This is a genomic window from Stenotrophomonas sp. YJH_SMC_37 (genome assembly GCF_059370035.1).
This window is the reverse complement of the sequence record NZ_JCAFTG010000011.1, coordinates 44,110-56,049: the sequence shown is the minus strand read 5'-3', so window position 1 is coordinate 56,049 and position 11,940 is coordinate 44,110. Positions and strand designations below refer to the sequence as shown.

Genomic DNA, 11,940 nt, shown 5'->3' with positions numbered 1-11,940 from the left:
ACACTGCGCCACGTTCCAATGCAGGTTCCATCATGCCGTTGCAGATCCGCCGCGCCACCCTGGCCGATGTCGATGCGCTGTCGGCCATCGCCATCACCACCTACAACGAAACCTGGGGCGACTCCTATCCGCCGCAGGAGCTGCACGATTTCCTGCACGCGCACTACAGCAGCGAACCGCAGCGCATCGAACTGTCCGACCCACGCAGTGCCATCTGGCTGCTGATGGACGGCGACGCCGTGGTCGGCTACCTGGCCGCCGGTGCCAACACCCTGCCGCATGCCGAGGCCCGCGAGGGCGACATCGAATTGAAGCGGTTCTACATCCTGGCCGCACACCAGAACGGCGGCCATGGTGCACGCCTGATGGACGCGTTCATGGCCTGGCTGGACCAGCCGCGCCGCCGCACCCTGTGGGTGGGCGTATGGGAAGAAAACTTCGGCGCGCAGCGCTTCTACGCGCGCTATGGCTGCAGTAAAGTGGGCGAGTACGACTTCATCGTCGGCGATACCCATGACCGCGAGTTCATCCTTCGGCGGCCGTGATCACGTCTTTGTAGAGTCGAGCCATGCTCGGCTATTGGCGGCAACAGCCAGTCGAGCATGGCTCGACTCTACAGAGAGCGAAGCGCCTAGAAGTCGAACAACTCGGAGAGGAAGCTCTCCTTCTTCCTTTTCTTGTAGCCGTGGCCACGGTTGTCCTCGTAGCGCTGGCCGAGGTGGCGGGTATCACGGTGCATCACCGGTGGCGGCGCGGACGCCGGCTGAGCCTGCACGGGCGCTGGCGGCGGTACGGCAGCACCGGCGCCCGCACGTTCGATGATCTTGTCCAGCTCGCCACGATCCAGCCACACACCTCGGCAGCCAGGACAATAGTCGATCTCGATGCCATGGCGTTCGGCCATCTGCAGGGTCTGGGTCTTGCACACGGGGCACAGCATGGGCATGGCTCCTGAAGGTCTGGCAACGACTTTACCTGCCCACCGATGACTGTGCGGCAACACATGACCGATGGCACAGGGACTTCCGGCGCGTGCCAGCGTCCCCGGCCGCCTTCCACACTTCACGCTGGTTCCGCAGGGAGTGCGTGCATGACCGTCCTGTCCCGCCTGCCCAACGCCGCGCGCCTGCTGCTGGTGCTGCTCGGCGTCGGCGTTGGCCTGAATCTGCGCGATGTCGCTGCGGCCGCAGGCGCGCCGATTCCCGCCTTGCCTATGCCCTACGGCGGCAGCCTGCTGGACAACGCACTGGCCGTCCTGCTGGCGCTGCTCCTGGCCGCACTGCTGCGCCCGCGTGGGGTGGGCCTGATGGCCAGCCTGGGGCTGCACGGGAACGGCTGGCGCGGCCCATTGTGGGTGCTGCTGGCCAGCCTGCCCTGCTGGCTGGGCCTGGCGGTGCTGGGCACGCCCAACACCGCACTGACCGCACTCGATGCGACGATGCTCGCCGTGCTGTTCCCACTGGCCGAGGAAGTGCTGTTCCGCGGCCTCGGCTTCGTGCTGCTGGTGAAGCTCATGCGTGGCCCGTGGTCCCTGTTTGCGCTGCCGCAGGCGCTGCTGTTCGGTTGGGTGCACTGGCTGGGCTTCGGCGGCTTCGACGGCGGCGGCACTGCCCTGTTCGTCGGCGCGGTCATCGCACTGGGCGGCTTCATCTTCGCTTGGCTCGACCATCTGGACGGCGACACCCTGTGGTGCGGCCTGGTGCTGCACGTATCGATGAACATGGCGTGGAACGTGTTCAGCCTCGACGACGTCGTTGCGCTGGGCTGGCAGGCCACCAGCCTGCGTATCGGCACCGCGCTGCTGGCGGTGGCGGTGCTGGCCTGGCAGGTACGCCGCCAGCGCCAGCGCTCGCTGCAACGCCCACTTAGCCTGGCGTGCACGCCGGGATCACCCCCGGCTTGCGCATACTTGCGCGCCTTTTCATTGCTGCTTTCCGGAGCTGTAGCGTCATGTTGCTGTCCAAGCGCCACGTCGAACCCCGCGTCCTGCTCATCGAGGACGCCGAGGAAACCCGCGAACTGAGTCGGCTGGCGCTGGAAAGCCAGGCCTGCCACGTGGCGGGCGTGAGCTCTGCCGAAGCGGCATTGGGCCTACTGGCCGCCGGTGAGCGTTTCGATCTGCTGTTCACCGACGTCAATCTGGGTGCAATCAGTGGCATCGAAGCCGCCAACCGGGTCCGCGGCCTGTATCCCCAGCTGCCGATCCTGGTGACGTCGGGCATGGACCAGCACCAGGTGCTGCCGCAGCTGCGCGACGGCATCCATTTCCTGCCCAAGCCGTACAACATGAGCGAGCTGCTCGACGCCATCCGGCTGTGCTTCCGGCATGCCGATGTGGGCGTATTGACCGGGCCGGATTCACAGGCGGACTGAGGCGTTCATCCACGCATGGCGTGGATCTACTGCAATGGCCCTGTAGATCCACGCCATGCGTGGATGGCGCCCATCATCAACCGCTGCTGTACGGTCCGGTACCCGGGAACACCTTCAGCAGTGCGCGGGTGATCATGTCCGGGTAGACGGTGAAGTGATCCTCGTCATCGATCACCATGTTCTCCACCTTCAATGATCGCCCGCTGCTGCGCAGCTGCTCGGCGAATTCTGCGTTGTGGCGCAGCATGTCGTTGCGGGTGAAATAACGCGGTTCGGGCTTGACCGTTTCAAAGCTGCCCACCGACAGCACCACCGTGGTCGGCTGCGCCGGCGCCTTGGCTTCGGCCTGCATGCGCGGCACCCGATGGTCGTCGAACCACAGCGATGGGCTGGACAGGATGTAGGTGCGGAACATATCCGGGCGCGTGGTCAGCACGTAGGCGCCGAACAGGCCACCATAGGAATGACCCGCATAGGCACGCCGCGCCGGATCGGTGCGGTAGCGTGCATCGACCATCGGCAGCACCTGCGCTGCCAGGAAATCGCGGTAGTGCGCGGCACCGCCGTAGGTGACGTCATCGCTGTAGTAGCCATCGACCGTATGCGCTGGATTGCTGGGCGTGTAATCGCGCGAGCGGCTCTGCTTGGAGGTCAGGCCCTCCTGCGGCGGCAGCCCGACCAGGATGAAGTTCTCGATGTTGACGCCCTGCTGCCCCACCAGGTTGCGCACGCTGCGCACCAGCGGGAAGCTGTACAACGCATCGGTCACGTACAGCACCGGGTAGTGCTTTTCCGGATGCGCCGCATAGTCGGCCGGCAGCGCCACCCAGATCGGGTAATCGCGCCCCACCGGGTCATGCACGCGCAGCGCTTCGGTATCCGGCAGCACCACGCCCGTCGCGGCCTTGGTCGCGTCGCCCTTCGCTTCAGGCTGCGTTGCCGGTGGCGCCACCGACATCGCACAGCCACTCACGGCCACGCAGGCCGCCATACTCCATCCACGCACACGCTGCATCCACACGCTCCCATTGCGGGCGGCGCACCGGATGGCGCCGCTGCCGCATCCTTGCATGCTGTGCACGCCGCTGCCAGTGCGGTCAGGGCGAGGCCGGCGGCGGCGCCGGGAACAGCGTGCGCAGCGCCTGCAAGGCGGCCGGGTGATAGATCGTGGCGTGGGTTTCCTCCGGCAGCGGCAGGTACTTCACCAGTGGCGATGGCGACGCCTGCTGCAGCAGCGTGGCCAACTGTGCGGCGGACGCAGCCAGCTCCGGCTGCCCACTGCTGGCCAGGAACACGCGCGGCTGCGCGCGCATCACGGCCGGCAACTGCTTGGCCGCGGCCGCCAGCATCGTGCCCCGGTTCCACCACAGGCTGGGGTCCAGCGCGATGTAGCTGTTGAACAGCATCGGCTCCTGCAGCAGTGTTTCCACCACGAACAGGCCGGCCAGCGACTCGCCGATCAGTGCGCGCTCGTCGGTGGTCGGGTAACGCTGGCGGACCTGCGGCATCAGTTCATCGCGCAGGAACGCGCGGTAGGCCACCGAGCCACCGATGCGCGGTGCGATCTTCTGGTCCTGCGGGTCGCTGCTGGGGCCGGTCATGTCGCGGCGGCGCTCGGTGTTCTCGATGCCGACCAGCAGGAACGGACGCATGCTGCCGTTGCCGCTGAGCACCTGCACCAGCCCGGCCACATGCAGGAAATCCTCACCGATGCCGCCGTCGGGCATGTAGAGCACCGGCAGCGGCGCTTTCGGGTCCAGGCCCCACGGCTGCGGACGGTAGACATTGATGCGGCGGGTCTCGCCCAGCGCCTTCGATTCGATGGTGAAGGTTTCGCCGATCACCAGCGGGGTTGCCGGCGATGCCTGTGCGGATGGTGCCGGTTCGGCGGCCATCAGCGGCGCGACGGAGATGGCGGACAACAACAGCGACAGCATGATCAAGCGCATGGGGTGACCCGTCCTGGGAAGAGGCCGAGCATAGCGCCCAGCGGCAGGCATTGGCGGCTTCTGCACGCTCAGCATCCCTGCCAGATGCGTGGATCCATGCCATGCGGGGATGACCTCCCCGCGCGCAACCGGGTACGGCTCGGTTTCCCATGCAAATCGCAGCCGAGCATGGCTCGGCTCTACAACACCTTGGACGTCGCAGATGCACCGATTTTTGAGTGCGTGACCCGCTGTTCCGTACCACCACGGCTGGCAAACGTGGCGCCCACTTTCCACGTACCCCATCACGGCAAACGTGCCGTCAGCGGCAGCTAACAGCATTTTGCAACGATCAGCCAAGCGCATGAGCACATGCGTCGCGAGCTGTCGCTTGCTGCAATAGCTGCCCCTGCGCGAGCATTCCCGCGCGCCTGGATTCCGCATCGTTCTTCGGAAAATCCTCATTGAGTTCCATGCGCAGGCGTAAACACCATGCTGCGCCACCGACAACGGGTGGCAGCGGGCCTGCAAGCCCGTAATGACATTCACGCTGTTGTTTGCGCTCACCCGCCGACACTGTCTTTGGACCGTGCCGGCGGGTGATCCGTCGGCCTTCATGGCGGGCGCTGCGTGGGGGCCTTCTGGCCCGCCGGTTACTGCGTGATGTCATTCCGGCTTGCAGCCACGCATCGCCCGCCACCCGTTCTGCGCGGTGGCACGCCCACTCCAGAGTCGAGGAAGCCGAGATGACCGATCGTCCGCCCTATGCTTCGTACACCGCCAGCACTCACTATGACGACGACAACCCTTCGCCCGAACTGAGCACGTTTCTGGGCTGCCTCAAGCGCATCCGCGCGGGCGAAGGTGCCGATGGCCAGCCCTGGCCTGAAACCAGCGTTTCCACCGGGCGCGGGGTTGCCCTGTCGCGGGTGGAACGGGCCGCCATCGGCATGCTGACCGTGGCGGAAATGCTGCATGCCGCCGACCGCTGCCGGGCAATGGCCACGCCCGACCGGCATCTGGATGCCGGCGTGGTTGAAGGGCTGTTCTTTGCCTGCCGCGGGCTGGCCGAGCTGGTGTGCCGGGATGTGAGGCCGGAGTAGCCTCACCCTGTACCGCAAACCGGGCCATACTGGGGCCGGGCCGGCCGGTACCGGGTCCCATCGAAACCTACAAGGAGGTTTGTATGTTGAATGTCGTGATCGTTGCCGCGCTGGCTGGCGGCCCCGCTGCATCCGTACCGTATGCCGATTGCCTGCTGGGCAATATCCAGCCCGGGCTGTCCGATCATGCTGTGCAACTGGTACAGCAGGCGTGTGCGGCGAAGCATCCAGACAGTTTCCTTGCCTCGCTGGAACTGGAACGCACCTACAGCGCCCAGCGGCAGGCGCGGTTCGATGCGGATCGTGCGACAGCGGAACGCTCTGCGAATGCTGCCGCCAACGCCGCAGCGGTCGCCGCGCAGGCAGCCGCCGAACGCGAGGCGGCGCGGGCGCGCGGCGCCAAGGCGAAATAGGCATTTTGCGGGCAACAACACAAAAGGCACCGCTGAGCGGTACCTTTTTGAATGACTTGGGTCATTGATTGCATTGGTGGGCCGTGAAGGATTCGAACCTTCGACCAAAAAGATCAAAAGAAGGCTTGCGACTCCTTTGAAAACAACCGGGTGCGCCGCTCTATTTTTCCGCCCGCCGAGCGTGGAACCATTGCCGATCCTAAGCTCACTCGACAATTTTTCCGCCGTCTCAAGGGATATACACGGGGTCCACGACCAAGGTTCCACCGTTTGACGCCGGTTACCGAGCCACTGGTGAACTGGTGTGCCGCGACGTGCGACCATCGTGAGCGTGCGGGCGGGAACGGCAATGAAAAAGGCGCCCAGCGGGCGCCTCCTCACAATCCAGCGGCAAATCAGGAGCGCTGCACGTTGGAATCCAGCCACGCCTGCACGCCCTGTAGCTCGGCCCCGATCTTCGCATTGAAGGTTCGCTCCACATCCCACGCAACGCCCCTCCCTTGGGCAAAGGCGGCGCGATACTTCTTTATCATGTTGCCCGGGTCGTTAGCCAGTTCCTGCATGAGCTGGGGTACGCCCCAGATCACCAGCTCGAAAGGTTCGCCGAACGCCTTCTGCAGAATATCCGGAAGGTCGCCGTAGCGGATGGTGTCACCTGCCAGATACACGATCTCGTTGCGGATCGCAGGTGTGTGGAACACGATGCGCGCTGTCATTGCGCCGATGTCATCCGGCGTGGTCAGGGTGACAGCATTGCTCGCCGAGCCCAACGCGTTCACTTTATGCCCAACCAGGTCGACCACCCCGAAGTCCGGCTCGAAGAGGTAACTGGTGAACATTCCAGTAGAGATGATCACCCAGTCCATCGCAGTCTGCGAACGCAGATACTCGCGCACGTCCAGCTGGGCATCGAACAGGTCCTGGGGACCACCGCGCCCAATGGCATCGAAATCGACACCGAACTGCCAAGGAAAGTAGCGGGGAATACCCGACTTCACCGCCGCACGCGCAACCTTCATTGGCGTATCGCGGCCTGCGGCATAGCCGGTGCATCCAATCACTGTGTCAGAATGCGCAAAGGTAGCCGCCAACGCCTCTACCGATTCAGTCACCAGATCACCAGCAACGATATTCACCCCCAAGGCGCGGATTTCATCGACCACCCGCTGCTTCTCCGGCAGTTCTGAGTCAATCGACGTCGCCCGTAGCATCACACTGATCCGTGTGCCTGGATGACTTACGGCCAAACGTGCAAGGTTCCGGATGACAGGCATTCCAAGCTCGCCTGCGCCGAGCACCAGGATCGACCGAGAGGGGGTAGTGCTGATATGAGATGACATGGAAATCGCCCTGTGTGTGTACGATGGCGGCGATTCTGCTCGCCTACTGGCCCACACGTAAGAAGGCACATCGATGATACCGACCGCACCGTTCATGAGTCCGGAAGAACTGCTAAGGCACTCTCAAGCCATATGCGACGGGATGAGCGAGGACGAAGATGGACTGCGCCGGGAGGTTTTGGCGCACGCTGGTAGCCGCTGGTCCCTGGGCGTCATCCATGCGCTTGGCGTGTATGGAACGCTGCGTCATGCCGAGGTCGCACGACGGATGAAGGGGATCACCCAGCGCATGCTTACGCGCACCCTCCGGCAATTGGAGCGTGACGGGTTGATCAGCCGGGAGGATTTCCACGAAGTACCGCCACATGTGGAGTACAGCATCACAGCGCTGGGCAAGGACCTTCTTGTACTGATGATTCCCATGTGGACATGGGTAGTGGCTCATGCGGAGGAATTCCGCCAATGTCGGCAGAATTTTGATTCTTCAGACGGGAAATGAAGATATAGGCCAGCAGCGGCGCAGGCAGGTAGCCTCCCCCACAGGCGGATGCTCCAGCGCGTCATGACGGGGGTATTCGCGTCGGTCACATCCGACGCCATGCGTTTGGCCTTGTGTGCTTGCTCTTGAGTTGACGACGATCTACTTCTGATCAATCGAGGCTCCCTAGCACGAGGAACGTTGAGCGCTAGGAAGAGATCAGACACTCAACCTGTAGCGAACGAACTCCCCGAGAAGCGATGATCGCATTGAACACCTCGATCATGGTGCGCTGCAGGGCATTCACTTGTAGGCATACATGCTTCGCGACGTCAGCTCTGTCTTGATCTGGCTCCATTGATTCCATTGTTTCCACCGACATCAAGGCCCCGGCCCTCAACGTAATAATGAGCGACAGTCGGTCACTCAAGCCGGCATCAAACACGTTCGTGGTCTCGCAAATTCGATCTATTCGCGTCGTATTGAACTGCTTCAAATAGACCAGCAGAGCTGCTTCCGCACCTGGTTTGGCACTTAGAAGTCCCAGGCCGTTCGAATAGCCGGCTATCTCGGCGTTTCCGTTAGTAAATGCACTAATTGAACGAAGCTGCGCTATCTCGAGCCCTAAATCGCCAGCAATTAGCTGTGACAGGCGGGAAGAGTCTGAACGCCTCCGGGACCAGGCTGAGGCGCGGTCATAAGCAAATACCCCTGCAGCGAGCAGGGCCGACAGTGCTGTACCCGCCGCACTGATGGTGTCTGCCGTCCAGAATGCCGACTGGCTGCTCATCGTCCCCCCAGTGGTCAAGTTCCAACCTGCGAAGGTATCAGCAAACGGCGACTGTGAAAGACGCGACCTGCCTTCGACTTCATCTGTATGGCACGCGCTACCCAGCCCAACCGAAAGGCGGCGAGATCTGCAGCTTGGCCAACCGGTTCGCCCGCACCGCCTCTCGATAGGCCTCGATCTTGGCCACATCCTCGCGCAGGCGGGTCTCGTGCCTGGTCACCCACATTTCGGCGCCGGCGCGGCCCTACTCGTAACTGCTACACCGGCGGGACGGCCCGCCGGGACCATGCCGGTGCCGGTCGAGACCGGCGATCCAGATCCCATCGTTCACCCGTTGTAGCAGTACGACCACCCACACGCCGCTGCAAGCGATGACCGTGGGGGCATCATCCGGGAGGCAGGCAGATCGCGTCGTCCAGTAGAAGTCGGGGGGCAGCGGCATGGCCGGCAGGATACGGCTGGGCGTCGCAAGCGCTGCGACAAGGGCGCGGGCTGCAGGCGTGAGCGCGTGCGGCGGCGGGGAGGCTTATGGCCCGCTTACGCGCGATAGAGCGCAATTTTTGAGGTGACCACGGGAAAGAGGTAACAAAGGTAATCAGGCACCCAGATCCTAACAATTTACGTTTATTATCAATCACTTATATAGCTTAAATGAAGGTAACAATAAGGTAACCCTGGAGTGACCAGATTACCTTTTAGAGGGGTAACATCGGCAGAGTAAAAAGTCCTTATTAATCAATGACATTACTTTGTAGGAAGCAAAAAATTACCTCCCATCACTTCAAAAGGTAACCATTCTTATGCCTTTTAAATCATATACTTAGACCACGTTCGGACCCGCGTGTTACCTGGTTACCTTGTCCCCGTGGTCACATGAAAAGTCGGGCCTGCCGAGAAGAGCCATGGAACGCCCGCGTAGGGTCTCGCAGGCGCCCCTCCCGCGCAGGGAACCGCAGGTCCGACCGGCGCTTTGGAACTCCGGGGAGCGCCATACAGGGCCTGGGCTGAGGCTTGGTGCGGGCAGCGCAGAAAAAGCACCCCCTGAAGTGCGCGGCGTGGCGGGGAGACGAGTGCACACCACCGGGCGCGGGTAGGAAAAACCTGAATGAAATGTAAGCAAGGTGTCTGCATACTTGTAGACAAAAGGGGGATCTATGCTTACCAAAATCAACCACATCACAGGAACTGGGCTCTTTGAATCCGCTGGAGCATCGCCGCCGTTCACTGCAGCGACTCTGATCTTTGGCGAGAACGGCCGTGGTAAATCCACCCTCGCTTCTCTACTCCGCTCTTCGACGGGAGAGGAAGGATCAGATATCAATGCGCGCCGCACACTAGGCAACTCTCTTACGCAGACCGCCAGCATTGAGATACAAAGTGCCGGAGGTGTGGAAACCCTCAATCTGAATAGCAACACATGGTCCAGCCACTGGATGGACTTGATCGTGTTCGATGCCGAGTTCGTTAGTAAGAACGTTTACGCAGGGCACGGCGTTTCCCCGGACCAAAGAGCAGGCCTCCTGTCCTTCGCTGTTGGCGAGGCCGCCGTTCAAACGAAGAAGAGCCTCGACGATCTCACGGCTCAGGCGAATGCGGCCGCCGCAACATTCCGCGCGGTTGAGTCGGCACTCAGTCACGCCCGTGGTCCCTTCACTTTGAAACAGTACCGGGCGCTTCCCGCCGACGCAGACTTGCAGCAAAGAATTGATGCGCTGCGACTGCGGTCGAATCAAGCCAAAGACTTGGCAAAGGTAAAAGGTACGCCTGGGGCGCAGCTGATCCCAACACCGAAGCTGGACATTGAAGCGCTCTTTGCGATCTTGCGAAAGAGTGTTGCTGACGTCTCCGAGGCAGCAGCCACGCGCGTGAAAGCGCACATCGCATCGCGCAGCTCGGCAGCATTCGAGGGCTGGCTGGCTGCGGGACTGAAGTACGTGGTGGACGATAACTGTCCGTTCTGCGGGATCGCGAAAGGTGACGAGCCCCTTCTCGCTGCATACCATTCCTACTTCAATGACGAGTATCACGCGTTGAAGGAACAAGCATCCACATTGCCCGCGAACGTGGAGACGCGCGTTGGGGAACAGGTCGCAGTTATAGTCCATAGCAACGTTCAGAAGGCCCAAGCGCAGCTCAGCTATTGGAGAAGCGTACTCAGCCTACCGGCGACAGACTTTGAAGAAGAAAAGTTCAGCTCACTACTCGCAGAATTACGCGAACTGCTTGTCGGCCTCGCAAGATCGAAAAGCGAGTCCCCACTCAGACCCATCGGAGGTCAGGCTGAGCTTGAGCAAGCAGTTCAGATGTGGCAGGGCTTGATTGGTCAGCTCAATTGTTTCAATGAGAGCCTCATCACGTGCAATCAGCTGATCGATTCATATAAGCAGTCGCTCGAGACAGTGCAGCAGCAGCTGATCGAACTTGAAATAAAGAAGCTTGAGATACAAAGAGACAGGCACACCACCGCTGCGATCAATCAGCTCGCTGAATATGACAGTGCTGATCAGACTCGCAACGCACTCGCAAAGCAGAAAGAGACAGCTCGCACCACGCTCAACGGACAGATGGAGGCCATCTTCGTAACGTATGGTGAAAATATCAACAAGCTGCTGGCCGACTTTGGCGCGCAAATTGAGATTCGGTCTCTTAAGCCAGCGTTCCGTGGACAGGGGGCCATTGGTCGAACAGAGTATGAACTGATAGTTCGTGGAAATCCGGTATCCCTAACATCCACAGAGGGTGCGCACTTCGGGAATACTCTCAGTGAAGGCGATAAGCGAGCGCTGGCTTACGCCTTCTTTCTCGCAAAGGTCATCACCACTCCCAACCTGAGCGTAAAGACCGTACTAATTGATGATCCAGTCTGCAGCCTGGACTGGAACCGACGTGCCGCGACCATACGTTCACTGCTGCGTCTAGCAAGAAGTTGCAGGCAATTGATCGTCCTTGCGCATGACGCATTCTTTGTTCGCGCGCTAGGTGAAGGACTGTCAAAACTTCCTGAAACGAAGAACAAAGTCAGCTACATCAAAGTGGTCGCAACAGCAGGAAATGCGTCTGATCTGTCGTCCTTCAACGTAGAAGACGAATGTAAAGGAAGGCATCGGCGAAACATCGATATCCTTTCTGCGTATCTAGCAGATCCGTCCTCCAGCTCCGCCCACCTAGTTTCTAGAACCATCCGCCCGGTTCTTGAAGGATACATAAGAAACCGGTTTCCACTCAGCCCTCCAACCGGAAACATGCTTGGGAACCTTATCGCTTTCATCCAGAGCGCCGATCAGAACTCGCCGTACTTCGCCCTGAAGCCGTTAGTTGGTGAGTTCAATGACATCAACGACTACGCAACTCAGTTCATGCACGAAGATGGTATGCAGGAACCGCCTCTCGTCGAGGCTGAATTGAGAGCGTATTGTCAACGAGTGCTTGCACTTTTGAGCAAATAGACCTTCCGCCGGGCGACTAGTCGCCCGTCGTTTCACGTGCTCAGCCTTCTCTCGGAAGCGCTCCAGCCG

Annotated in this window: 11 protein-coding genes and 1 pseudogene; 7 read left to right on the top strand and 5 right to left on the bottom strand. The window is 61.2% G+C overall.

All coding sequences use genetic code 11. From position 1 onward, the window contains the following. Positions 1 to 32 precede the first annotated feature (32 nt). On the top strand, positions 33 to 545 hold the full coding sequence (locus AC5P8J_RS15735) for a GNAT family N-acetyltransferase (protein ID WP_495216950.1): 513 nt from the start codon (positions 33 to 35) through the stop codon (positions 543 to 545). An 86-nt stretch (positions 546 to 631) separates the two neighbouring features. Here the strand turns inward: AC5P8J_RS15735 and AC5P8J_RS15730 are convergent, their stop codons facing one another. Then, positions 632 to 940, bottom strand: a complete 309-nt coding sequence (locus AC5P8J_RS15730) for a TFIIB-type zinc ribbon-containing protein (RefSeq protein ID WP_308305337.1) — start codon at positions 938 to 940, stop codon at positions 632 to 634. A gap of 150 nt (positions 941 to 1,090) precedes the next feature. Between AC5P8J_RS15730 and AC5P8J_RS15725 the strand changes: the two are divergent. Together AC5P8J_RS15725 and AC5P8J_RS15720 are read left to right on the top strand one after the other, a co-directional pair. Beyond that, positions 1,091 to 1,855, top strand: a pseudogene (locus AC5P8J_RS15725) (CPBP family glutamic-type intramembrane protease); the annotation flags it as partial. A gap of 95 nt (positions 1,856 to 1,950) precedes the next feature. Further along, on the top strand, positions 1,951 to 2,373 hold the full coding sequence (locus tag AC5P8J_RS15720; RefSeq protein WP_495216949.1) for a response regulator: 423 nt from the start codon (positions 1,951 to 1,953) through the stop codon (positions 2,371 to 2,373). Positions 2,374 to 2,449: 76 nt separating this feature from the next. On the opposite strand, the gene AC5P8J_RS15715 is transcribed toward AC5P8J_RS15720, so the two are convergent. Further along, positions 2,450 to 3,388, bottom strand: coding sequence for an alpha/beta hydrolase (locus AC5P8J_RS15715; RefSeq protein ID WP_478435960.1), 939 nt, complete (start codon positions 3,386 to 3,388; stop codon positions 2,450 to 2,452). Positions 3,389 to 3,470: 82 nt separating this feature from the next. After that, complete coding sequence (locus tag AC5P8J_RS15710; RefSeq protein WP_188250398.1) at positions 3,471 to 4,322, bottom strand: alpha/beta hydrolase-fold protein; 852 nt, start codon at positions 4,320 to 4,322, stop codon at positions 3,471 to 3,473. A gap of 725 nt (positions 4,323 to 5,047) precedes the next feature. On the opposite strand from AC5P8J_RS15710, the gene AC5P8J_RS15705 reads away from it, so the two are divergent. Both AC5P8J_RS15705 and AC5P8J_RS15700 read left to right on the top strand, forming a co-directional pair. Next, positions 5,048 to 5,404: a hypothetical protein gene (locus AC5P8J_RS15705; RefSeq protein ID WP_188250399.1), complete on the top strand. Its 357-nt coding sequence runs from the start codon at positions 5,048 to 5,050 to the stop codon at positions 5,402 to 5,404. A gap of 83 nt (positions 5,405 to 5,487) precedes the next feature. Continuing rightward, positions 5,488 to 5,817 carry a hypothetical protein gene (locus tag AC5P8J_RS15700; protein ID WP_188250400.1) on the top strand — a complete coding sequence of 110 codons (330 nt, stop codon included), beginning with the start codon at positions 5,488 to 5,490 and terminating at the stop codon, positions 5,815 to 5,817. A gap of 395 nt (positions 5,818 to 6,212) precedes the next feature. On the opposite strand, the gene AC5P8J_RS15695 is transcribed toward AC5P8J_RS15700, so the two are convergent. Then, positions 6,213 to 7,157 carry an aromatic alcohol reductase gene (locus AC5P8J_RS15695; protein WP_495213958.1) on the bottom strand — a complete coding sequence of 315 codons (945 nt, stop codon included), beginning with the start codon at positions 7,155 to 7,157 and terminating at the stop codon, positions 6,213 to 6,215. 142 nt (positions 7,158 to 7,299) lie between these two features. Here AC5P8J_RS15695 and AC5P8J_RS15690 point away from each other — a divergent pair, with 142 nt between their 5' ends. Continuing rightward, positions 7,300 to 7,656, top strand: a complete 357-nt coding sequence (locus tag AC5P8J_RS15690) for a winged helix-turn-helix transcriptional regulator (RefSeq protein WP_242015255.1) — start codon at positions 7,300 to 7,302, stop codon at positions 7,654 to 7,656. A 187-nt stretch (positions 7,657 to 7,843) separates the two neighbouring features. On the opposite strand, the gene AC5P8J_RS15685 is transcribed toward AC5P8J_RS15690, so the two are convergent. Next, positions 7,844 to 8,425 (bottom strand): hypothetical protein, encoded by a 582-nt coding sequence (locus AC5P8J_RS15685; protein WP_188250402.1) that lies wholly within the window; start codon positions 8,423 to 8,425, stop codon positions 7,844 to 7,846. A gap of 1,154 nt (positions 8,426 to 9,579) precedes the next feature. On the opposite strand from AC5P8J_RS15685, the gene AC5P8J_RS15680 reads away from it, so the two are divergent. Next, positions 9,580 to 11,871, top strand: a complete 2,292-nt coding sequence (locus tag AC5P8J_RS15680) for an AAA family ATPase (protein WP_188250403.1) — start codon at positions 9,580 to 9,582, stop codon at positions 11,869 to 11,871. Positions 11,872 to 11,940 lie beyond the last annotated feature (69 nt).